18 protein-coding genes and 2 pseudogenes are annotated in these 22812 nt (G+C 54.3%); 4 read left to right on the forward strand and 16 right to left on the reverse strand.

Going from position 1 to position 22812, the window contains the following annotated elements; all coding sequences use genetic code 11:
- Positions 1-56: 56 nt before the first annotated feature.
- The 9 genes and pseudogenes from AC2FLJ_RS03550 to AC2FLJ_RS03590 all read right to left on the reverse strand — a co-directional run bounded on the left by AC2FLJ_RS03550 (position 57) and on the right by AC2FLJ_RS03590 (position 9875).
- Entirely contained in the window at positions 57-2258 is a 2202-nt protein-coding gene (locus AC2FLJ_RS03550) for a hypothetical protein (RefSeq protein WP_496704453.1), read from the reverse strand.
- 413 nt (positions 2259-2671) lie between these two features.
- Positions 2672-2980, reverse strand: a complete 309-nt coding sequence (locus AC2FLJ_RS03555) for a Dabb family protein (RefSeq protein ID WP_496704454.1) — start codon at positions 2978-2980, stop codon at positions 2672-2674.
- 109 nt (positions 2981-3089) lie between these two features.
- A complete protein-coding gene (locus AC2FLJ_RS03560; protein WP_058274761.1) occupies positions 3090-3845 on the reverse strand; it encodes an ABC transporter ATP-binding protein in 756 nt (251 codons plus the stop codon).
- 9 nt (positions 3846-3854) lie between these two features.
- Entirely contained in the window at positions 3855-4610 is a 756-nt protein-coding gene (locus tag AC2FLJ_RS03565; protein WP_282118831.1) for an ABC transporter ATP-binding protein, read from the reverse strand.
- A 10-nt stretch (positions 4611-4620) separates the two neighbouring features.
- The gene (locus AC2FLJ_RS03570) at positions 4621-5826 is read right to left on the reverse strand and encodes a branched-chain amino acid ABC transporter permease (protein ID WP_496694899.1); all 1206 of its coding nucleotides are present in this window, start codon (positions 5824-5826) and stop codon (positions 4621-4623) included.
- Between the two features lie 3 nt (positions 5827-5829).
- Positions 5830-6861 (reverse strand): branched-chain amino acid ABC transporter permease, encoded by a 1032-nt coding sequence (locus AC2FLJ_RS03575; RefSeq protein ID WP_496694897.1) that lies wholly within the window; start codon positions 6859-6861, stop codon positions 5830-5832.
- Between the two features lie 113 nt (positions 6862-6974).
- Positions 6975-8321: a substrate-binding protein gene (locus tag AC2FLJ_RS03580; RefSeq protein WP_496695637.1), complete on the reverse strand. Its 1347-nt coding sequence runs from the start codon at positions 8319-8321 to the stop codon at positions 6975-6977.
- A 228-nt stretch (positions 8322-8549) separates the two neighbouring features.
- Positions 8550-9178, reverse strand: a pseudogene (locus tag AC2FLJ_RS03585) (IS6 family transposase); the annotation flags it as partial.
- Between the two features lie 73 nt (positions 9179-9251).
- Positions 9252-9875 carry a TetR/AcrR family transcriptional regulator gene (locus AC2FLJ_RS03590; protein WP_496704455.1) on the reverse strand — a complete coding sequence of 208 codons (624 nt, stop codon included), beginning with the start codon at positions 9873-9875 and terminating at the stop codon, positions 9252-9254.
- 95 nt (positions 9876-9970) lie between these two features.
- Between AC2FLJ_RS03590 and AC2FLJ_RS03595 the strand changes: the two genes are divergently transcribed.
- From AC2FLJ_RS03595 to AC2FLJ_RS03605, 3 genes are all read left to right on the forward strand, one after another.
- Complete coding sequence (locus AC2FLJ_RS03595; RefSeq protein WP_496694894.1) at positions 9971-10837, forward strand: MBL fold metallo-hydrolase; 867 nt, start codon at positions 9971-9973, stop codon at positions 10835-10837.
- A gap of 118 nt (positions 10838-10955) precedes the next feature.
- On the forward strand, positions 10956-11240 hold the full coding sequence (locus tag AC2FLJ_RS03600; protein WP_496704494.1) for a DUF1330 domain-containing protein: 285 nt from the start codon (positions 10956-10958) through the stop codon (positions 11238-11240).
- An 896-nt stretch (positions 11241-12136) separates the two neighbouring features.
- Positions 12137-12928 (forward strand): inositol monophosphatase family protein, encoded by a 792-nt coding sequence (locus AC2FLJ_RS03605; protein WP_496704456.1) that lies wholly within the window; start codon positions 12137-12139, stop codon positions 12926-12928.
- Between the two features lie 6 nt (positions 12929-12934).
- Here the strand turns inward: AC2FLJ_RS03605 and AC2FLJ_RS03610 are convergent, their stop codons facing one another.
- The 6 genes and pseudogenes from AC2FLJ_RS03610 to AC2FLJ_RS03635 form a co-directional block, all read right to left on the reverse strand.
- The gene (locus AC2FLJ_RS03610) at positions 12935-13501 is read right to left on the reverse strand and encodes a histidine phosphatase family protein (protein WP_496694887.1); all 567 of its coding nucleotides are present in this window, start codon (positions 13499-13501) and stop codon (positions 12935-12937) included.
- 1 nt (position 13502) lies between these two features.
- Positions 13503-14576 (reverse strand): ABC transporter ATP-binding protein, encoded by a 1074-nt coding sequence (locus AC2FLJ_RS03615; protein WP_496694885.1) that lies wholly within the window; start codon positions 14574-14576, stop codon positions 13503-13505.
- Positions 14573-16792 carry an ABC transporter permease gene (locus tag AC2FLJ_RS03620; protein ID WP_496704457.1) on the reverse strand — a complete coding sequence of 740 codons (2220 nt, stop codon included), beginning with the start codon at positions 16790-16792 and terminating at the stop codon, positions 14573-14575. The genes AC2FLJ_RS03615 and AC2FLJ_RS03620 overlap by 4 nt, the downstream gene beginning before the upstream one ends.
- Positions 16793-17818: an ABC transporter substrate-binding protein gene (locus AC2FLJ_RS03625; protein WP_496694882.1), complete on the reverse strand. Its 1026-nt coding sequence runs from the start codon at positions 17816-17818 to the stop codon at positions 16793-16795.
- A 573-nt stretch (positions 17819-18391) separates the two neighbouring features.
- A pseudogene (locus tag AC2FLJ_RS03630) lies at positions 18392-18532 on the reverse strand (IS6 family transposase); the annotation flags it as partial.
- 133 nt (positions 18533-18665) lie between these two features.
- Positions 18666-19541 carry a 1-acyl-sn-glycerol-3-phosphate acyltransferase gene (locus tag AC2FLJ_RS03635; RefSeq protein ID WP_282150813.1) on the reverse strand — a complete coding sequence of 292 codons (876 nt, stop codon included), beginning with the start codon at positions 19539-19541 and terminating at the stop codon, positions 18666-18668.
- A gap of 219 nt (positions 19542-19760) precedes the next feature.
- Here AC2FLJ_RS03635 and AC2FLJ_RS03640 point away from each other — a divergent pair, with 219 nt between their 5' ends.
- The gene (locus AC2FLJ_RS03640) at positions 19761-20591 is read left to right on the forward strand and encodes an N-acyl homoserine lactonase family protein (RefSeq protein WP_496704458.1); all 831 of its coding nucleotides are present in this window, start codon (positions 19761-19763) and stop codon (positions 20589-20591) included.
- 19 nt (positions 20592-20610) lie between these two features.
- Here the strand turns inward: AC2FLJ_RS03640 and AC2FLJ_RS03645 are convergent, their stop codons facing one another.
- Positions 20611-22284: an acetolactate synthase large subunit gene (locus AC2FLJ_RS03645; protein WP_496694878.1), complete on the reverse strand. Its 1674-nt coding sequence runs from the start codon at positions 22282-22284 to the stop codon at positions 20611-20613.
- Positions 22285-22812 lie beyond the last annotated feature (528 nt).

A 22812-nucleotide genomic window follows, 5' to 3' on the forward strand; every position in this document is an offset into this window, starting at 1 on the left:
ATAATTAACAGTACACAAAATTGAATCAGTCCTTTTCAGTATAGCTCAAAACACAGTTATTGGGTTGTCGCTTTTTTTAGTTTGCTCAAGACCTGACTTTTCAGGCGATTGACGCGGTTGGGGGATTGAGCACTGCTCGTGGATCGCGTAGTGGTCCGCTTGACCGCGGCGACGCCCGAACCTTCCCCTGCCAACCATAACTCAATGATCCCATTAGGGGTTTTGACGTTGGCCCCTGTGAAGTCCCGCAGCAATGCGCCCGAATCCCTGGCGAGTGCGGCCGCTCTTTCCTCGTCCTGCCTGTGATAGAAGCGAACGTTTGACTGAGTGATCCCAAACCCCACACGGGCCTGTCCGTTCAGCTCGTGCCCCGTCGACGTCAGGTTGGTCACCATAGAATCAACAACACCCTGCGGCACGTTGGTTGGCGCATAGATCCGGAAGGCCACCACAGAATTTGCTGGTGCCGGCTCTGGTTCTGATGGGGTGATTGCCTCATCCGGCAAAACTGAGCGTTCGATAGGCTTTGATGGCGCTGAAGCTTCTTGCAGCAAGGGCGCCAATGACACCACGGCATCCAACGGAAGTGGTGCTTGGGGCGAGTTTGGCGTTTCCAGCGGGTCTGGTCTCTGCGCAAGGATAGGTACCTGCAAAGCGGAAGATGTCTGCGAGGGGGCTGGTATCATCAGCGGAGACGGCGCGCCGGACAGTTCCGGCGCAACAGGCAGAGCCGCCAATTCTACAGGTTCCGGCTGAGGCTCGGATGGCAGCGGTTGCGCGATCTCGGCAGAAATCCCTGTGCCGTCCTGCTGCACGGCAAGGTCCGATGCAACCGTGTTCGACGACGTTGCGCCGGGCTCAACCAGAACGCGCGCTTCCGGCGGTTCTTCGATTTCAAGCAAAGCCAGGTCTTCCGGCAGGGAAAGGTCCGAAACAGTTGCTTCGCCTGTCTGGGTGCCCACGTCCGGCTGATACGCACGCGCCAGCTCAGGCGCAATCTGGTGGACATCCAATGGCACCTGCGATGCCGCATGCTCCAATGCACCAGGCTGGATCGGAATCACGGGTGATCGCATTGCAGTTATGCTTGCTGTCGCCGTGACGGTTGCGGCTTCCAGGAACTCTTCGGGTTCTGCCGCCGACACAGTCGTTTCAAGCAAAGCGACAGAAGTGCTGAAAATCTCGGGCGTGGATTGAAAGCGGACGAAACCCAGGTTCACTTCTTCCCGAGGTCGATAGCTTAGCGGGGTTATCGGCAGCGGCGGCTGGACAAGGGTCGACACGAAAGACCGGACATTAGGGGCTAGGCGTGACACCTCTGGTTCGATGCCGTCCAACGGCCCGGACGCCTCTAATAGGGGCAATGACAGCGACGCCAAGTCTTCTGGCGCGCCCGTGTCATTGTCAGACGAAATCGAATCAGATGACTTATCGAATACGGTCGTGGAGGTTACAGCCAGATCCTCCGTGCCGCGCGTTACATCAGAGGTCGCCGGAAGCTGGGCCCTTTCGGCGTCTTGTTGCGTGATCGCGCTTGTCGCCATGGCCTCCTGGCTCGTCAGGCCCACATTTTCGTTTGGGCCGGACGCGCTCAATCCAGACAGGATCAGAAAAACCGAAGACGACGCAACCACACCGATGCCGCACCCCGCCGCCATCATACCCAACCGCATCTTGCGACGAGAACGTTTCTGGTCTTCGATCCTTTCAAGAAGGTTCTTGCGCAAACGATCCGCAACTTCATCCTCGGACAGTTTTAGGCTCGGCTCGGGGTTGATCAGATCCTCTGGGATATTGTCGGGATGTATGCCCGGCACGGGCCCGCCATTGGGCAGTGCGGCGCTTGCTTCGCCTCGTTCATCGCGTGGGACGTTTTCGGCCGCGTGGCTGTTATTGTTGACGGATTGGCTGCCAGACCCCCCTGCCGTGGTATTTTGAACCGACTCACCGACCTGGCGTGAATTGGTTGCCTGGGTCGGCGTACCGGCGGTTTTAGGCTGGCCCGCCGATGTATTTTGCGCGTTTGTCAGCTGCGAACCAGCGGTTGATTGCGTCGGTTTTTGTCCGCCCGGCCCTGCCGGCTGCGCAGCGCCACCGTTTCTTTTGCCTGCCGGGGCATCATTTTCTTGCTGTTTGCGAGCGTTATCAAGCACCTCCTGCCATTCAGGAGATTGCACAAAGTCATAAACACCCGACACTTTGTTAGCGTCTTTTTTGGCAACTTCAGGGCGAGCTTTTGGATCGCTGGCCTTTGTCATCAATACCCCCGAACTGGCCGCCGGAACACGCTCTTCGCTGTCGCAACTCGGGCAAACCAATTACACTCGTGAACATCAAAAAATTCAAAAAAATGTACGAAGCATTATAAAAAATTGACCGGTGGAAGACAAGTAATCCGGTGTTCGACGTACAACTATTGCCGTTTTCGCAAGGGAAGGATGCGCCGTTGTGGGCCCAGTCTGTGCCCTGGCACCATCTGCGTCGGCTCAGCGATTTCAGTAAAATGGGGTTCGTCAAATCATTGATGATCAAGCTGATCAGGGTCGTTTCCGCAGATCGCAAACTTGACGCCGAACGCTTACAGGGACACGGGCGCGCGGCACCACGCTGCACCGTTCAGCACACAGTTTCAATCGGCCCTTCGGAATTTGGCTGAAACAGTTTCACTATCTCAGACCTCTAAATCCAGGACCAGAATTCCGTCGATGCCGCCCACGGTGTTTTCGACCAACTGTGCGCCCAGCGCTTTGTGCCTCTCGTTGCTTTGGTAGCTGGCCAATGCGGCCCAATTATCGAAATCAATCACAAACCCATGCTTGTAACCGCGTTCGATCTGTTCAGGGCTTTCGCTGCGGCCACCAGTGAACCCACCTGCACCCGGAAGGGCGTCGGTCAGGTTCGAGAGGCCCCTGTAAATCTTCCCGATGGTTTCTTCGGTCACGTCGGACCGGAATTTTGTCAGGACTATATGGCGGATCATAGTTAGTTGCCTTGATCATGAGTGTAGGAGCGCAAGCGTCCGAAGAATTCGAGCGTCACCATAACTAAGGCGTTTGCAACCAGAATATTCCTAAGACTTCGAGCTTGCTCTAGATCGCCAAATACTCCTCGCGAAGGCCGGTGTCTTGAAGCACCTCGTTCGCCGTCCCATCAAATACGATAGTGCCGGTGTCCAGAATGATCGCGCGATCGGCTAACTCCAATGCTCGGACGGCGTTCTGTTCGACGATGATCGTAGTCATACCCTGTTGCTTAACGTGGGCCAGTGTTTTTTCAATCTCGTCGACAATGACCGGGGCCAGACCTTCGTAAGGCTCATCCAGAAGCAGGACCTTGATATCCCGGGCAAGGGCTCTGGCGATTGACAGCATTTGTTGTTCGCCACCCGACAACGTAATCCCCTCTTGTTTCCTGCGTTCGCCCAAACGCGGGAACAGTTCATACAACCGCTCCAGGGACCATCCGACCGGCGGTGCAATCTGGGCAAGCTGCAGGTTTTCCTCAACGGTCAGCCCTGGGATAATTCGTCTGTCTTCCGGTACAAGGCCAAGACCAACAGACGCCGCTTCGTAGCTTGTCATATTGTGTAGTGGCTGGTGGTCCAGCCAGATTTCACCGTGCCTTACTTCGGGATCGCCTACCCGCGCAATCGACCGGAGTGTCGAGGTTTTGCCAGCGCCGTTCCGTCCTAGCAGGGCCAGAATCTCGCCTTCGTGCACATTAAAGCTGACGCCCTGCACGATATAGCTTTCTCCGTAGTACGAATGCATGTCCCATACAGACAGGAACGCAGGCGCGGTGCTTGCCCTATTGGCGTTTTTCGAAAAGTCGGGTTTCTCGTTCATAGCTTGTCCTTACGCCGCCTCGCCCAGATAGGCTTCACGAACCTTGGGATGTCCACGGATTTTTTCTGGAGTATCTTCGACCAGCGGCGTCCCTTGCGCCAGAACGGTGATGCGTTCCGCAAGGCTGAAGACCACATGCATGTCATGCTCGATAATGGCGATAGTTATATCGCGCTCATCCTTGATCTGTTTTAGCAAATCAATGGTGTTGTTGGTGTCCGCCCGTGCCATGCCAGCCGTAGGTTCGTCCAGCAACAACAGCCGCGGATTTTGACTAAGGCACATGCCAATCTCAAGTCGCCGCTTGTCGCCCCGGGACAGCGACGCCGCGTGCATTTCGCGTTTGTCGGCCATGTTCATTTCTTCCAGCATGACTTCGGCCTGTTCGACGACCTCACGTTCGCTAGCGATGGTCTCATAGGCATGCATCCGGAATGCCCCATCCCGCATCGCGAAGATCGGGATCAGCATGTTCTCCATCACAGTCAGCTCGCCAAAGATCTCAGGCGTTTGGAACACGCGGCTGATGCCCATCTGGTTGATCTGGAACGGCTCGAGTCCCAGAACCGAGTTGTTGTTGAACAACACCGATCCGGTGTCTGGCATCAGCTTGCCCACCAGACAGTTCAGCAGCGTCGATTTTCCCGCGCCATTGGGGCCGATGATCGCATGAACCGAGTTCTCTTCGATATTGAGGTTCACATCTGTCAGCGCCTTGAGGCCACCGAAGCGCTTGCTGACGTCTTTGACTCTTAGAATTGCCATTTCTCGCCCCTTATTCCGCCGGTTCTGTTTTGCCCGACGGCGCATCGTCGGTGTCTTTTTTCTTACGCTTGAAGCGCTTGAGCAAACGTTGTCCACCCTCAACAAGACCACCCGGCAGATAGATGACGACCAGCATGAACAGGATGCCCAGCGTCAGGTGCCAGCCTTTGCCGATGAACGGGTGGATCACGAACACCACGGCATCCTCCAGCCCGTCGGGCAGGAATGCGAACCAGCTATGCAGGACGTTGTCGTTGATCTTCGAGAAGATGTTCTCGAAATACTTGATGAAACCTGCGCCCAGAACCGGGCCGATCAACGTGCCCGTACCACCGAGGATCGTCATCAGAACCACCTCGCCCGAAGCGGTCCATTGCATCCGCTCGGCACCTGCCAGCGGGTCCATTGCGGCCATCAGACCACCGGCCAGACCGGCGTACATGCCAGAAATCACAAAGGCCGCGAGCGTATATGGCTTGGAGTTCAGACCCGTATAGTTCATCCGCTGCTGGTTCGATTTTACTGCCCGCAGCATCATGCCAAAGGGCGACCGGAAAATACGGATAGACAGGTAAAACACGACCATCATTATGATTGCGCACAAGTAGTAACCCGCGTTGAAGTCAAAGCTCCACGCGCCCACATCCATCGTGTACGTCGCGCGCATTGGCAATCCAAACAGATGCGGTAAATCTGGCGCGTTAGCGCCCTGCAGGATCTGCGGATCGTCCGCATAAACCTGCAGGCCGGTTTCCCCGTTCGTCAGGTTAAACTTGGGATTTGACAGTACCGAGTAGGCCAGCGCAAAGCTCATTTGTGCAAAGGCCAGCGTCAGGATCGAGAAATAGATCCCCGACCGCCGTAGGCTGATGAACCCGATAAGTAGTGAGAACAGGCCCGCGACGACGACACTCAGCGCGATGGCTGGAATGACGTTGTAGCTGAGCAGTTTGAACATCCAAACTGCCGAGTATGATCCTACGCCCAGAAAGGCCGCGTGACCGAAGGACAAGTACCCGGTCAGGCCAAACAGAATGTTGAACCCGATGGCAAAGATCCCGAAAATCACGAACCTCTGCATCAAATCCGGGTAACCCGCGTTGAACTGCGCCATGGCGCTGCCCTCTGGAAACGGGTTCAGGATGAAAGGCGCCAGCAAAGTCAGGAGTGCGACGACGATCAGCAGGCTGGTGTCTTTTTTATTCAGTCCCAACATTGATTATTCCTCCATCACGCCCTTGCGCCCCATCAGCCCGCGCGGACGCGTCAGCAGCACGATGATGGCGACAAGGTAGATGATGATCTGATTGATGCCTGGGATCGTTGTGGTGGCCCAGGTGGTCGAGGCAAAGCTTTCCAGAATGCCCAGCAAAAAGCCTGCCAGAACGGCGCCTGGCAATGACCCCATTCCGCCAACAACAACCACGACGAAGCTAAGGACCAGAAAGTCCATTCCCATGTGGTAGTTCGGCGGGTTGAGCGGCCCGTACATCACACCGGCCAGTCCGGCGACACCGGCAGCAATGCCAAACATAATGGTAAACCGGCGGTCAATATTGATGCCCAGCAGGCCCACCGTTTCCCGGTCAGCCATCCCAGCACGGACAACCATCCCGAAGGTGGTGAACTGCAGGAAGGAAAACACTGCGCCGATAATGCCTACGGCAAAGCCAAAATAGACCAATCGCCAAATCGGGTAGATGATTGCATTGGGATCAAAACCAACCATGGTACCCAGATCGACAGATCCGCTCAGCACATCGGGCGGAGGGGTCTGGATCGGGTTGGCGCCGAAGAAATACTTGACGATTTCCTGCAGAACGATCGCAAGACCAAAGGTCACCAGGATCTGGTCTGCATGCGGGCGCTTGTAGAAATGTTTGATCAGCCCGCGTTCCATCACATAGCCAACCAGCAGCATGATCGGGATCGCAAACAGGATGGCCAGCGGAACGGACCAGTCGATAATCGTTGCGCCGACTTCGGGGCCGAACCAGGCCTCGATAAAAGGCGTTTCGACCTTCAGCGGATTACCCAGAAAGTCTTTTTGGGTTTCATCCAGGGTCACGAAACTCAGGTTCAGCAGCTTTTGCAAAGTAACGGCGCAGAACGCGCCAATCATGAACAAAGCCCCGTGGGCAAAGTTCACGACGCCGAGCGTCCCGAAGATCAGGGTAAGACCCAGCGCGATCAGCGCATAAGCCGAGCCCTTGTCCAGACCGTTGAGTATTTGCAGTAGGATGGCGTCCATTGGGCCCACCTCAGGGTTGGTCAGTGTGGATTGAGTGGTTGGGACCAGGCCCATAGGCCTGGCCGTAAGTCGTCTGACCGCCGAGAACGACGGTCAGACATTCGCCAAAAGGCTTACGCGCCCGGATTGCACTTGCCCAGTTCGCCACCGGCGAACATTGGGTGCTCGGGATCGTACTCGACCTGCGAACGCGGCGTGATCTCGACGATTTCAAGCGTGTCATACGCGTTGGTCGGGTTCTCGTTGCCACGTACAACCAGCACGTCCTTAAAGCACTGGTGATCGGCACCGCGATACCAGGTGGGACCATTGCCCAGCCCGTCGAACTCAAAGTCTTCCAGAGCTTCGGCAACACCACAGGGATTGAAGGTGCCCGCACGCTCGCACGCATCCGCATAAAGCAGCACTTGTGCATAACAGGTCTGTGCGGAGTTGGACGGCGGCTTGCCGTATTTCTCACCAAAGGACTTCACGAAGGCCTTTGTGCCCTCATCCTGCAGCTGCCAGTTCCAGTTCATCGACCCCAGAACACCCTTGATGTTCTCGCCCGCACCAGCGGCCATCAGCTCGGAATACAGTGGCACGACGATCTTGAAGTCCTTGCCGTTTGCAACCTTGTCGAGCAGACCGAACTGGATCGCGTTGGTCAGCGAGTTCACCATGTTGCCGCCATAGTGGTTTAGAACCAGCACGTCCGCGCCAGAGTTCAGAACCGGCGCGATGTAGGACGAAAAGTCCGTGGACGCCAGCGGTGTTTTGACCGTGTTGACCGTCTCCCAACCCAGGGCTTCGGTCGAGGCAACGATCGACTCTTCCTGGGTCCAGCCCCAGTTGTAGTCGGCCGTCAGGTGATAGGCGCGACGTTCTTTACCCATCTCAGCCGCCAGCACCGGTGCCAGAGCGGCACCCGACATGTAGGCATTGAAGAAGTGACGGAAACCGTTGGCCTTCTTGTCCTTGCCCGTGGTGTCGTTTGCATGTGTCAGACCGGCCATGAAAATGACGCCCGCCTCTTGGCACAGGCCCTGAACCGCAACGGCCACGCCCGAGGACGAACCACCATTGATCATGATTGCGCCGTCTTTTTCGATCATCGACTTGGCCGATGCGCGGGCTGCATCCGACTTGGTCTGAGTGTCGCCGGTGACGAACCCAACCTTCTTGCCGAGGATACCGTTCCCCTGCAGCGCCTTCGACGAGAATGTGTTCAGACAACCACCGTCGCCTTCGCCGTTCAGATGTTCGACCGCAAGCTGCTGCGCCAGCAATTCGTCATTGCCTTCGTCGGCATAAGGTCCGGTTTGCGGAACATTGAAGCCCAGAGTGACAGACGCCCCTGTCGGCTCATTGGTAAAGGCAGCGGCCGACGAAGCCGTAAAGATCGTAGGCAGGGCCAGACCGGTACCTGCAACGGCACCGGACTTTAGCACGCCGCGGCGCGTGACATTATTCTTAGTCATGTATTCCTCCCATTTCCATTTTCCGTCCTTTGGCTCCTCTTCCAGCAGACGAAAGCGCACTTTTGTGCATTCCAATAATGGAAATCGGACTGAAAATTTCTCAATAAATTACTAGTATTGAAACAAAATTTTGTAAATTTATTCACGAAATTTTTGAATTTTTGTAAAGAAAGTGACAGCCAGCCTTGCCCCGGCATGGTGCTGCTAGTCAAATTTGAACCAGTCTCAGCTGGTTAGAGATCTCTCCTGGTTGAAATAGTTGTAGACAAAGGAATCGACGGAGGCGAATTTCTGCAAACTTCGCGCGCGCCTGAAACGTTGCACGGCGCGTTCGCGTCGTCGAAACGGGAGGTTCGACGAAGTTGTTGAGCCACCTTCCCGTCTGTTGTTTTTCAAGCGCGTTCATTTCTCTGAGCGCAGCCTTGTAGGAAACGATCCGTGAAGATCTCTTCCGCTTTACAGTGGCGCTGCATAAAATTCTTGAGGAATTTCAATGCCGCCTGCTTGTTTCGGCGTTTAGTAGCGACTGCTTCCAGCACTTCGCCCTCATGATCTAAGGCCCGCCAGAGGTAACGTCTTTTGCGATTCACTTTCATAAAAACCTCATCCACATGCCACTTCCATTTCGAGAATGCACGCAGTTACCGGACTCGCTTCTGTCTAATCTCAGCAGCAAACATCGGGCCAAACCTGTTCCACCAATATCGGACGGTTTCGTGGCTCACCTCAATTCCTCGTTCGTGCAATAGGTCTTCCACGTTTCGAAGCGAAAGCGGAAACCGAATGTAAAGCATCACTGGAAGACGAATGACCTCTGAACTGGTTTTGAAGTATTTGAATGGCGATTTCTTAATCATGCGTGATGGCTACGAGAGCACCCTGCCCGCCTCAACCCAAGTTCTTTTGACGGGACCCAATCGGGGCTTCTCTTCAGTATTGTGACTGCAACCCGAGCATGAACGCGGAAACCATGTCTGATATCTCGATCTCGCGGTCTTCGTCTACTTCTTTTCCGTTCAGCCATGTAACACTCAGAAAAACCAAGATCATCGAGCGGCGGGCAATTGCGATTTGCCCCAGCTTTTTGCGCCCCAGCGCAACCAATCCGAGATGACGGCTGATCAGTTCGGCCTCGATATCCAGCCCGTGAACAATAATGGCTTCATTTTCATCAAAGGCATCGCGAGTTGGATCGTGAGCCTTCGCGAAGTCGTCCAGTGAAAGACTCACGATTCCTTTTCTGGCCGCCAAAAAGTGCGTTGTTCGCCTATTGAGTTCCCGAATGGCGGCTTCTCCACCCAATTCTACGGGCAGATCCAACAACAATTGTTCTTCTGCCAGAGACTCACCGATGAGGGCCGTCAATAAGGCTCCCAGACCCCTGAAGTGCTTGTAGATAGACGCAGGCTCAATACCGACAAGTCGGGCAATTTCCCTTATTTTTAAACCGGATGCCCCCTTTTCTCCCGCCAGTGCCTCGGCTGCGGCGAGAATGGCGTCGCGAGTAGTGAACCCCTCGTATTCCTGTGCGATGTCTTTTGGCCGTCCCACCATAGCTTGGCGTCTTCTCCTGCGTGTTGAGGACTCCTATTGACTTCTTTGCTAACGCTGTTAGCTAAAGCGAACAACGTTAGCTTTGAGGTGCCGATATGAAACTGTCAACTTTGTGTGCCACCGCGGCAGTGATCACACTGGGAACAACAGCAAATGCTCAGACCAGCCCGATGACAGAAATCGCGGACGGTGTTTATCACTTCTTTTCCATGGGTTACTCCAGCCTGGTCGTTATTGGGGACAACGGCGTCCTCGTAACTGACCCATCTTTCACGCCACGCGCTGAAGAACTGAACGCTGAGATTGCAAAGATCACGGATAAGCCTGTTACGCATGTCGCCCTTAGCCACGAGCACTTTGACCACATTGGGGGAACCGAAGTGTTCAACGGAGCCGCGATCATCATGCAGGAGAACGGCCTCGATATTCTGAAGCTGTCGCCGCTAATGCCTATGCCAATGGTTACAACGTCGTTTGACGATACCCTTATGGTGGATCTTGGCGATCAAACCGTAGAACTCCATCACCTCGCCGTTGCAGATGGTGTTGCGACCACGGTTGCACGTGTCACTGATAGCAATGTCGTGTTTTCCGTGGACATGTACATGCCGCAGGAACTTTCCCCGCATGAGTTCAAGGAAGACACCAATTTCGTGGGCTCAGGCGTTGTTTTGAATACTCTTGTGGGTTGGAAACCGGCCTATGCGATCAACGGGCATTCAAACGGCAACAGCGTCGAAGCGCTTAAGGAAAACGCCGAGTTTCTGACCGAGTTGCAAGCAAAGGTAGAGGCCCGCTTTCAGGAAGCTTTTGCAAGCGGCAATCCGTCAGCGCCTGTTGAGCTGCTCTTTACCATCCCCGACGAAATCGAAATGCCCGAGTATTCCGATTGGAAGAACTATGACACGGCCTTCCCCGGCTACGTTCGCCGGATGGCCCTGTCCGTTTTTCATGGCGGCTAAACGGCTTTGCCCTGTGAAGGGCGGTAACAGAAGTTAATCTAAGAAACTTAAGAGGAATCCAGACATGCCATCAGGAAAAGAAGCCTATCTGATGTTCAGTTTCACAGAACAAGGAGATATGGAAAATTTTGGCGAATATGCAAAAGCTGCCAATTACGTTCTGGAAAAGTTTGAAGGCGAACTCCTCGTTATAGGTGCGCGAGATTCCTCCATATCCAAGTTTGAAGGAGACTGGCCAGAGGGCGCAGGTCTTACCCTGATACGGTTTCCATCTCGCGAAATTCTGGAAGATTTCTGGAAGAGCGACGAATACCAATCCATCATTGATCTTCGGACAGCGATACTGCCAGCCAATTTCACTATCGGGTTCTCGCACGGATGGCGGGGTGAAGTCGCCTCGTAACAGTCGCAGACACATCTTGATGAAAGCAAGAAACATGTTCGGTTCAATCACTAAGGTTGCAGTTGCGGCTGGTTTTCTTGTCAGCACAGTGGCTTTGTCTGTCAACGCCGAAACGGCAAAAAGCTGATACAGAATTGCCTTGGAAGAGGCAGAATTCTTCCAGCCCGTCGGTGCTCCATTTGAGCTTGCCGTCCTGTGGGGCAATCCCCAGAAAGGTCCGTCGGCGGTCTTTATGAAATTCCCCCAAGTTTCCCGGGGGCCATGCACTCGCATACCCATGGATATCACGGCCTTGTCGTATCCGGTGCAGCTAAGCACTACATTAAAGGCGAAAGTGAAGCTGAAGTGCCGCTGCAAACCCTCGGCCACTATTGGTATCAACCTGGGAGAGAGTATCATAATGACGCGTTTCCTACCGATGAACCAACAATTCTGTTGATTCAATGGGAGGGTCCAATGAACGTACACTTTGACCCGGAGGAATAGCGCCAAGGTTCAAGTGGAGGGGTATGTACCTCTTCATACTTTTTGGAACCTTAGTTCAGACATAGGTGCGTGGTGCGGCATCGATCAAAATGAGGCTCAATGCAGACGCTGGAGCAATCGTAGCATCTATTCGACTGCCCCACTTCGCTAAGGTGTGAACGGCCCAAAGCGGCCCGTCGCTACAACTGCAATCACAGCAATGCAGCGTTTCTAAAGAAAGCCGACGTTGGTCACGAGGAACGTGCGGCTCCACTGCGTGGAAGTGAATGAGTGCTTTAATAGGGGTATTCTTTCGACAGAAACTCATTTGACGCGAAGAAAGTGGATTATAGCCTGACAAACACTGTTTTGTTTTTCGACACCCCTTCCCTTAGATGTGGTGATGCATTCAGCAGGAAGTGAGCCGATCAATGCAAAACATCATTGTAAGAAGAAACTTCGCCGTCGCGGTAGCCGAAGAGGCGGGTGCGCTTGCGCTAGAGTATTTTGCTGCCAGAGACACCTTGGTCATTGATCAAAAGGGCGCGCAGGACTGGGTCAGCGAGGCGGATCGCGACGTCGAAACCTTCATTCGTCAAAAGATTATGAACTCTTTTCCCGATGATGGGATTTATGGCGAAGAACACGCCGAAAAAGCTGGCTCCAGCGGTTTTGACTGGGTGATTGATCCGATTGATGGGACAACGAACTTCGTCAATGGCATTCCTGCCTGGACGATTGTCTTAGCGGGCGTTTCAGACAGTCAGACGCAGGTCGGTGTGATTTTCGAGCCAAACGTTGGTGAAACTTACGTGGCGATCCGAGGCGAAGGTGCCACTTTGAATGGACACGCCATGCAAGTTGCCTCAAGCGTGGAACTTGCAAGTGGAACCGTCTCAATTGGTTATTCGAACCGGGTCGAAGCATCAAAGGTCATTCCGGTGATTGCGGCCCTTATCGAACGTGGCGCTCTCTATCATCGCAATGCAAGCGGTGCGCTTTCGCTGGCCTATGTCGCGGCGGGACGTCTTTTGGGGTACATTGAAGAGCACATGAACGCCTGGGATTGCCTCGCCGGTCAGTTGATGATTGCCGAAGCAGGTGGCGAGATCGAGGATCAGGACGCCGACGGGATGATCAGGGATGGTGGTCGCGTGATCGCTGGTACACCAGCCGTGTTCGAGACCTTGAAAATGATCTGCGAAGACGCTTGGAACGAATGACGCCTTTCAGGCAATCGGGCGCCACCCGAATTCGGGTTGAAGAGTTTTAATATCCGCGCGCCAGAAGTGGCCCTGCCCAGATTGATCAAACCGCCGGTCGATTTCTTTCCCTGCCAGATGGCACCAAAGCAGTGTCCCGACCGCGCCGTGGGTTACAATGGCCAGATCTCTTCCGTCGTGGTTTTTGACGATTGACAGGACTGTTTGAACGATGCGCAATTGCGCAGCATGGGCTGTTTCCCAGCCACGAAAGCTGGAATTGGGTGCCCCGAAGAAGGTGTCAGCGGCGGACTCGAATATCGAGGGAGGAAGGAATCCGGTAGTGCTTCGGTCGTTCTCTCCCAGTCCAGGATCGGATTTCGCGACCAGCCCCAAAGGCTTTGCAAGGATAGCCGCTGTCTCGGACGCTTTTTGCTCGGTGCTGGACCATATATCTGTCACGCACGACATGGTCTGACTTTGTGCAAATGTGCCGGCTCGGGCGCGGCCAATTTCACTCAAACCCCATTCGGTGACCGGTGTCTCCGGTTCGACTACGACCTCCGGGTGAGAGACGACTAAAAGCTTACCCACATCACCCTTCCGGCAACAGAACGGGGCCGCGTCCGGCAAAAGACATTTTGACATCCGAACCGATTTCCAGCGGTTCGTCCACGTCGTCCTGCACAGCAAATACCTGCCCGAAGGCACCGGCCAGAGTGTACTCCATCCGCACGCCAACATAGGTCGCCTTGGCAACTTTGGCCGGGATGCCGGTATCAGATCCAATCAAAATCCGTGACGGGCGCACGGCCAGCGTTGCTGGTCCAGGCGTTAGACCACGAGAGGGGAGCGTATGTTGATAGCCCTCGATTTCGATCGTGGCTAAACCGCCTTCAACAGAAAGGATAGTGCAATTGATCAGGTTAGCCTCACCAATGAAATCGGCCACGAACCGGTCAACCGGCGCATCATAGAGTTTACGCGGTGTTCCGATCTGAGCGATAGCAGCGTTGCGCATGACGACAATCTCGTCTGAAACGGCAAGGGCTTCTTCCTGATCGTGTGTCACATAGACGACGGTCAAACCGAGATCTTGCTGAATGGCACGGATATCTTCGCGCACTTGGCGACGCAGTTTCGCATCGAGGTTTGAGAGAGGTTCGTCAAAGAGCAAAACCTGTGGCTCCAAAACCAATGCACGAGCGACGGCAACGCGCTGTTGCTGCCCACCGGAAAGTTCGCTTGGCAAACGATTATCGAAGCCCTTCAGGCCAACCAAGTCTAACCCATGCAGCGCGCGCGATCGGGACTCGCGCTTGTCGAAGCCGGAAAAGGTCAACCCATACATGACGTTTTCTAGCACGCTCATATGAGGAAAAAGCGCGTAGGATTGGAATACCATCGACACGTCACGGTCGGTAGCGGGTAATTTGGTCACGTCTCGGTCGCCGATCAGAATTCGGCCCGAGGTCGCCATTTCCAGACCTGCGATCATGCGCAACGTCGTCGTTTTACCGCAGCCTGAGGGGCCTAAAAGCGTCACCAGTTTGCCCGCTTGGACGTGCAGATCGATGCTGTCGACGGCCACCACATCCTTGCCGAACACTTTCGAGACACCGTCGAAACGAACAGGCGCGGCCTTACTTGCTATAGTCGTTTCGGTCATGTCGTTTTCTCTGCTCCGAGTTGTGTACGTCGCCCAATCTGAACACGGCCTACGAGGATTTGTAACATCCCGACTGCCGCCAACATCACGAAGATCAGCGTTGTGGAGTATGCGATTGCAAGACCGTAATCGTTGTTCTCGACCCGACCGATAATATAGCTGGTGGCCATGTCATACTCGGCGGAAACAAGGAATATCACCGCCGAAATCGCCGTCATTGCCCGGACAAAGCTGTAGACCAGCGCAGCCAGGATTGCCGGCCGCAAAAGCGGGAGGATCACTCGCCTGAATGTCTGCCACGAGTTCGCACCAAGCGTTAGCGAGGACTCGTCGAGGGATTTGTCCAACTGCGACATCGACGCGATACCCGCGCGAACCCCAACCGGCATATTGCGGAAGATAAAGCTGACGACCAAGATAACGCCTGTGCCGGTTATCTCGATTGGGGGCACATTAAATGCCAGAATATAGCTGACGCCAATAACGGTGCCGGGAATAGCGAAAGAGAGCATCGTGCCAAACTCAAACGCATTCTTTCCCGCAAAACTTTGCCGCGTTAGCAGATAGGCGGTGACCAACCCCACGGCGGCCGTCAGAGGCGCGGCAATGCCGGCGATGGTGATTGTGGTCCAGAAACTGTCCCAGGCGGCTCCGGTCCAGCGAATACCCTCTTCCTCGAAGCGGACCGAAAAGGCAGTGACGTAGTGCTTGAACGTCAGCGAGTTATCGACGCCCCACAGTTCGACAATACTTCCGTAGATGATCATCCCGTAAACCACAGCAGTGAAAACCGCCCAGGCAACTGCAATGCCCAGAACCGGTATGGCAAGGCCCCTTGGCATCAAGGGATGTACACCCGCGTCGCCTTTGCCGGAAACGGTGGTATACCTCTTTTTTTTCCCCAACCACGCGCGCTGCGCATAGAAGGCAGAAAGTGTGAAGAACAAGAGCACCATGGCTAGAACAGCAGCCCGGCCCTGATCGTACTGCGCACCGACGATGGCAAAAAATATCTCAGTCGAAAGCACATCGAAGTTTCCGCCCAAGACAAGTGGGTTGCCAAAATCGGCCATAGATTCGATGAACCCCAGTAAAAAAGCATTAGCCAGGCCCGGTCGCATCAGAGGCAGGGACACGGTTTTGAAGGTTTGCCAACGATTGGCTCGAAGGGTTTGGGCGGCCTCCTCCATCGATGGTGACACCCCTTCTACCACCCCGATCAAGACCAGAAAGGCGATTGGCGTAAATGCCAGCGTCTGAGCGATCAGCACCCCGGGCATGCCATATAGCCAGCGCGTCGGCTGCACGCCAAAGATCTCGGCAACAAATCTGGTGACCGACCCGGAAAGCCCAAACAACAGGATCAGTGCCAGACCAATCACGAAAGGCGGCGTAATAATCGGCAAGACTGTCAACGCGCGCATCCCGCGTTTAAAGCGGAATCCCGACCGTGTGACGACAAGCGCAAAACAAAGGCCAAGCACGGTCGTGATGAAACCCACAAGAATTGCAAGAAACAGAGAGTTCCACGCGGCACCGCATTTGGCACCGGCAAAACAACCCAAGCCCCAAAGTCGGTCATCAAAGAACTTCGAGGCAAAAACCGAAACTGAATAGGCACCGTCTTCAGTAACGAAGGCGGCAAACAACATCTTCGCAATTGGAAAGAAGACGAAAACTGTAACAATGGTGATTACGCCACCAATAGCGCTGACGACGAAAACGTCGCCATTGATGGCGCCGCGCGCCGCAATACCCTGAGTTAAAAGGAACAGGAACGCTGTGGCGCAGATCATCGCGCCGTATCCCATGCCGAACTGGCGGATCTTCGGTTCTCCGAACAGCGCCTTCATCCAGTCGAAATTGAACCCGCGAATGCCAATTGAGAACCCTTGCGCAATCAGCCAGCCAAAACCCAAGGCACCAGCCAAAATCAGGATGCGCGCGTATTGCGGATCGGACTTCGGTTTGCCGAGTACCAACAAAGGCAACGCAAGCGGGACCAAAAGCGGCGTAAGCCACAGCTTTTCGCCTTGTCCGACCAGAAAAGCGGCGGGCGCATAATCTTCATCGAACGGATATCCATCGACCAGCCATACGAATGACCAAATGCCATCCTCTACCATGAACCATGGCAGCAGGCAGAAACCAATCCACCCGGCAGCAATCCAGAAGATTAGAACCGGGTGGTTCGTTTTTGACGTGGTTTCAGTCACTTACTGAGGCAGCACAGAGACCTCTTCGTCCCATTTCTGCAAAAGACGCTTGCGTTCATCTGACGAGCCATACTTTTTGAAGTCATAGTCGATCAGCTTGATCTGGCTCATGTCAGGTGCGCTTTCCGAGGTTTCCGCATTTTTGTTGGACGGAACCTGGAAGGCGTTAACCTCAAGCGCAAGGTTCTGGGCCTCGGGGCTGAGCGCCCAGTCATAGAACTTTTTGGCTTCTTCTTCATTTCGAGCGCCGTCAATGATCGACATCGAGCCGATCTCATAGCCTGTGCCTTCGCATGGGGCCACGACCTTGACCGGAAAACCTGATACGGCCTGCTTGACCGCATCATGCATGAAGACGATACCGATGGTGTTCTCACCCCGACCGGCGGCCTTGATTGGGGCTGAACCCGACTTGGTGTATTGGTTGATGTTCGAATGTAGGCCCTTCATGAACTCAAAGCCGTCGTCTTCGCCAAATATCTGAACCATCGAGGCAAGCGTCGTATAAGCGGTGCCCGAGGAATTCGGGTTCGCCATTTGCACGTGCCCTTTATACTCGGGCTTCAGCAAGTCTTTCCAACATGCGGGCTCAGGCAGGCTGTTCGCGGCCAAGAGGTCGGAGTTGTAGCCGTAGCCGAGTGCGCCTGAATAAATTCCGATGGTTTTGTTACCTGCACTTTCTGCCTGCGAGATCGCCCAGTCGTGAAGCTGGTCACGCATCGGCGACACGTATTCCATCGTCAGGCCTTCTTCGGCAGCTTGCAAATGGGGATCACCGGTACCGCCCCACCATACATCGCCTTTAGGGTTAGAACTTTCCGCACGAATTTGTGCAAACGTCTCGCCCGACGACTTGCGGGTCATATTGACGTCTATGCCGGTGGCATCCTCGAAACTGCGCGCCATGAGTTGACACCAATCTTCCTGTGCCGAGCAGTAAAACGTCAGCTTCTCAGCTTGGGCCGCACTTACCGAAGCCGCAAATGCTATCAGCGATCCCGCCAGCGTTATCGTCAGATTTTTCAATTTCTTTCCTCCCCTATGTGTCGTGCCGAAATTCCCAGCGCGATACTCGTCAATTCGTCGTTAGGGGCGGTCGCTCAAAGTCGCTAGTGGATCTAATTGCGTTGGCCAAATCAATATCCGACCAGCCTCCCAATGACAGAAACAATCTCAACACCGTCCTGTTAGTTCTGCAAGGAAATTCCACGAGTACCATTTTTCTTGCGCCGCCAGCTTTTTGATCACCAAGCCAGTTTACAGCACCAAGTAAGAAGATCGGGAGTGTATTTTGATGCCGCATTGTTTAGATGGCCTTTTGCTGAAGCGACCTTTCTCTCCAATGTAGAGCAATCATCGTATTGCGAATTTAAGGTCTGGCTTTCGCCTGCAATCTGAGTCCCCGTGCGGCTGCTGCGAACTTCCGCTCTCCGCCCATTCTTCCGAAGACATTTTTAGTAGCGGCCGGCCCTTTCCTGATCTCGGCACATATAGATCAGGGGACAACCGTGACCAGAGGGACACTTCCCAATTTCGATGTCGAATGGGTGCTGTCAGACAAATTCGAACCAGTCTCAGCTAAGCCAGTATAGCTGTCCTTTACGCCGCACTAAGTTCGCGCCACTCGGCGAAGGCGGTGGTGCGTGTCAGCTTGAGTGTATCTCTGCTGGCAAGCGATCTTTCCTGGTTGAAGTTGTTTTAGATGGAGGAATGAACGGAAGCGAATTTCGGTATTGGTTTCGAAACCTGAACCAAGGCATATCCTACCAGCTCAGTTTTAGTCTTAGGCTAAAACTAACGCGCGACCTAACTCTCAATGACACCCACAACCCAGGGTGCTGACCGATCTTTTCTTTCGCCCTGCTGTAGCGCCCTAGGATTTGTAAAGACCAGGAACCAATCCTTCTGATAGCTCTTTCAGAAGGTCCGGTGCTGTTCCCGCAGGCTGTATTGAGCCGTAATACACATTGTAGGTTCCACCCAGTTTGGCAATCAGCTCTGACACGTACCTTAAGGATGCCACCCTGCGTCCGAACTCGTCGTTTCCCCCACCGAGTAGCGCAGCCAATCGTCGAGTTCGGTAGTAGTGCCGCGAATTACGCATGTTCGCCGAGGCCGGAACAATCGGCGCTCCACTTTCTGCGGATACACGAGTAACCCCGGTTCGCCATTGCGGCTCAATCAGAAGCCCGTCTTTCAACGTTGGCACGCGGCCCGAGCCGAAAACCAGTAACGCACCCTCCTGTTCCAAATGTGCCAACATGCCGGCCCGAGTTTGGCGCGCTGTCAGCACCTTGTCCTGTCGGTCCAAGTCCACCGGTACGATCAAATCGCGCCCAAGAAACCGCTCGGCCTCGCGACCGGCGACGACTTTCAAGTCTGAACGGTGGTCAAGCAGAGCTCCCGCATGTGCCAAAAAATCGAAAGTGCCGATTGGATGTGTCGATCCAATGATGACGGGGCCGCTGGCTGGAATGTTTTCAAGACCGTGGGCTTTGACAACAGTTCCCCCATTCATCGCAAGCACCGCTCGTACCAAGTCGTGCCCAGTACGTTCATCCAGTTCCAACAGAATTCGTTCGGTTTCGTTCAATGCAAAAAACGCTTGGCCGGTCGTGGTGCGACTGATCCAGTCAACACCCTTCATTAACTGGCATAGCGCCCTTAGCCTCAGGTCGGCGCCAACCGGAATGCGCAGTCGAGCGCGCAATAATTCATCCAGCGGATCGTGTTTCTTGTCGTTGGTCAATACCGTTGCCCCGTCGTTACCGCAAAGCTAGCACGCATTACCAACAACGGCACACGGCCAAGAGAACACTTTTGAATCTTTCTGTGGTACTAAATGTGGGTTGGCTAGATTGACTACCCAGGGAGGCACCCCGCCATCCATTTGGTATCGTAATTGCGTATGTGCACTGACTTTCGAACTGTGCGTCAAGTTCTTGCCTGACAACGGAGGAGAGACCGAGTGCAAGCTGAAGGTTTTATCAAAGGTCGTCCGGTGAGCCTTGCCGTGTTGGATTACGGTTTGTTCAAAGTTCACTCCAACGGTCGCATAATCGGCATTTCGGGTTTTGCTATCCAGACGGATGAAAATGAAACGATCCTTGTCGACACTGGCCTCCCGGAAAAATACGCTAAGAATGCCCAATCTGCTTCTGAAGAAGATCGATTGGATGAGTTTGGCGAGGTGCTTGAGTGCACACCAGACAACCTGCCTGCAGCACAGTTGGCAAAGCTGGGGTTAACCTCTGAAGATGTCACACTTCATGTTTGCACGCATACCCACATCGACCACGTGGGCGGGTTGCATGCATTTCCAGAGGCGCCGATCCTGATCTCTGCCAAGGAACGCAAACTCGCCAAGCCGCTGTACTGGGGTAACGCGCAACCATTAGACTGGCCAGAGTGCGATTATATACTGCTTGAAAGCGATGTGCGCGTTGGTCCGGGGCTGACAGTGTTGGAAGCGCCGGGTCATTCGCCGGGGCAAATCGCACTGTTGGTTGAACTGCCATCACGAGCGGTGATGTTGACCAGCGACGCGATTTCAAGAGTGGAGGAATTTGACGAAAAGTTCGTGGGGGCTTGGAACGAGGCCGCGGCAAATGCCAGCGCAGAACGCTTGATGAAACTGGCCGCAGAGAAAGACGCGTTCGTGATTTACGGTCATTGCCCGAAACAATGGCCCAGCCTACGAAAAGCTCCAGAGACTTACAGTCTGAGCTTCACTAACCGACGATGTAAAGAAGCGAGTGGTCACATGCCGCCCTGCCCACCTCAAGCCACGTTGCTCTGACCAACCTTGGAAAAACGGATCAGATTAAACAGACTTTTTCGGCCAGTTCATCGATCAGTACCCGTTGGTTTTCGCTGTAATCGACAGGAACATCGATCAAATGGACGCCACCTGCTGCAAACGCTTGCTCAAAGGTGGATACCAGATCCTCAGTTCTCTCTACCCGGTGACCGGTCGCACCATAGCTACTGGCATATTGCACAAAATCAGGGTTTTTGAACTCCAGCCCCCAGTCTTCAAACCCGGCGTGAGACTGCTTCCAGCGGATCATCCCGTACGAGCTGTCGTTCAGCACGGTCACAACCAGATTGAGCCCTAGTCGAACAGCGGTCTCAACCTCCTGACTATTCATCATAAAGCCGCCGTCGCCACATATCGCCATGACGCGACGGTCAGGATAGAGTTTGGCCGCCATCATGGCTGAGGGAAGGCCGGCTCCCATCGTGGCCAGTGCGTTATCCAGCAGGACTGTATTGGGCTGGTAGGCCTGATAATTTCGCGCGTACCATATTTTATAGATGCCATTGTCCAATGCGATGATATCGCAGTCACGCATGACTTTGCGCGTATCGGCAACAAAGCGCTGCGGGATCACTGGAAAACGCGGATCATCTGCTCCTGCCGAGATGTGCATATCGGTTTCCTGTTTGACCCGCTCAAAGTAGCTGCGATCAAACTCCAAGGGGCCATCAAGCTTCTTTCCCAGCCGCTCGATGGATTGAGCCAGATCGCCGACAACCTCGACCTGCGGGAAATAGACTTGGTCAACCTGCGCGGCCTTGTAGTTCACATGGATCACTTTGGTTCCACCTTCTTTCATGAAGAAGGGCGGTTTTTCCACCACGTCATGACCCACGTTGATAATCAGATCGGCCCGCTCGATGGCGCAATGTAGGTAATCACCGTCGGAGAGAGCGGCCGTTCCCAAAAACAAATCTGAGCGCTCGTCCACAACGCCTTTGCCCATCTGTGTGTCAAAGAACGGAATCTGCGTGTCATTCACAAACTGGCTGAGTGCGCTGCGAGCATGCTTTCGATTGGCTCCCGCCCCCAACAAAAGCAAAGGCATTTTAGCCGAGCGGATCATCTCAGCCGCCTCATTCAGAACTGTGTCACCAGCCACGGCGTAGTAGCGCGGATGAGGTTGCAGGACCGGCTCGGTGGTATCTTCGGCCGCTATATCCTCGGGAAGTTCCAACAGAACGGCACCGGGACGTTCCTCTTGCGCGACGCGAAACGCTTCGCGGATTAACGAGGGGATGGTGTTGCCATGCACAATCTGCTTGGACATCTTGCAAATCGGGTCGAACAATCCCACCACATCAATGATCTGAAACTGGCCCTGCTTCGATTTTTTGATCGGCTTTTGGCCCGTGATCATAACCAGCGGCATTCCACCCAAATGCGCATAGGCGGCGGGTGTGGCAAAATTTGTGGCACCGGGGCCCAGTGTTGCCATGCAGACGCCGGCTTTTCCTGTCAAACGCCCACATGTCGCCGCCATGAACGCTGCGCCCTGTTCGTGACGGGTCAGGACAAGCTCAATCTTGGACGTTCTCAAAGACTCCAGCACATCCAGGTTTTCCTCACCTGGGACGGCGAAAATATACTCAACGCCCTCCGCCTCGAGCGCTGCGACCAGCAAATCCGAGGCTTTGGTGAAAGACGACGCGGTTTGGTCAAAAGCAGACATGTGCTCTCCTGATATCACGGTGGATCCGTCGGTTTGACCTGACATGCAGGTGGAAATCTAACCCTTCCGATTTAGGGACGGGCCGCTCAGTTTTCAGTAGTTTGCAACTATTGGGTTTCGAAATCAGCGCATCTATCGATACCCATCGGCCATATTCCAATACAACACGCGTGCGACAGAGGTTCAACAGGCACCATGGCTGACAGTGTCGCGGTGCGAGCAGGCCAACCGTGTCCGTCCCGCGTTCAGCCAAACGCTCTAAACAATCCTTCCAACTCAACTTGTCCAACTTCCACAAGAATTTGACCAGGTGCCAAAAGAAACAAAACGCTTGCTCACCAAATTTAGGGGCACAAGCGGCCAATTGAACCGCCGTAACATCAACAAAACTCGGGGCCATGATGCCATCTCGTCCAAACAAACTGTCAGCACAGTTCGGTCAGGTTTCTCCGGCCGGGCTTGTTCCTATCCATCAACAAGAACGCGGTAACTTTTTGACTTCGCGCTCTTTGCCTGAAACATTCACCG

The organism is Ruegeria sp. CDSA034 (assembly GCF_059612275.1).

Excerpts from the sequence above, each read along its gene's own strand:
- AC2FLJ_RS03580 (WP_496695637.1), bottom strand. The coding sequence starts at position 8,321 with ATGACTAAGAATAATGTCACGCGCCGCGGCGTGCTAAAGTCCGGTGCC.
- AC2FLJ_RS03560 (WP_058274761.1), bottom strand. The coding sequence starts at position 3,845 with ATGAACGAGAAACCCGACTTTTCGAAAAACGCCAATAGGGCAAGCACC.
- AC2FLJ_RS03600 (WP_496704494.1), top strand. The coding sequence starts at position 10,956 with ATGGAAAATTTTGGCGAATATGCAAAAGCTGCCAATTACGTTCTGGAA.
- AC2FLJ_RS03555 (WP_496704454.1), bottom strand. The coding sequence starts at position 2,980 with ATGATCCGCCATATAGTCCTGACAAAATTCCGGTCCGACGTGACCGAA.
- AC2FLJ_RS03595 (WP_496694894.1), top strand. The coding sequence starts at position 9,971 with ATGAAACTGTCAACTTTGTGTGCCACCGCGGCAGTGATCACACTGGGA.
- AC2FLJ_RS03605 (WP_496704456.1), top strand. The coding sequence starts at position 12,137 with ATGCAAAACATCATTGTAAGAAGAAACTTCGCCGTCGCGGTAGCCGAA.
- AC2FLJ_RS03550 (WP_496704453.1), bottom strand. The coding sequence starts at position 2,258 with ATGACAAAGGCCAGCGATCCAAAAGCTCGCCCTGAAGTTGCCAAAAAA.
- AC2FLJ_RS03570 (WP_496694899.1), bottom strand. The coding sequence starts at position 5,826 with ATGTTGGGACTGAATAAAAAAGACACCAGCCTGCTGATCGTCGTCGCA.
- AC2FLJ_RS03645 (WP_496694878.1), bottom strand. The coding sequence starts at position 22,284 with ATGTCTGCTTTTGACCAAACCGCGTCGTCTTTCACCAAAGCCTCGGAT.
- AC2FLJ_RS03575 (WP_496694897.1), bottom strand. The coding sequence starts at position 6,861 with ATGGACGCCATCCTACTGCAAATACTCAACGGTCTGGACAAGGGCTCG.
- AC2FLJ_RS03590 (WP_496704455.1), bottom strand. The coding sequence starts at position 9,875 with ATGGTGGGACGGCCAAAAGACATCGCACAGGAATACGAGGGGTTCACT.
- AC2FLJ_RS03615 (WP_496694885.1), bottom strand. The coding sequence starts at position 14,576 with ATGACCGAAACGACTATAGCAAGTAAGGCCGCGCCTGTTCGTTTCGAC.
- AC2FLJ_RS03565 (WP_282118831.1), bottom strand. The coding sequence starts at position 4,610 with ATGGCAATTCTAAGAGTCAAAGACGTCAGCAAGCGCTTCGGTGGCCTC.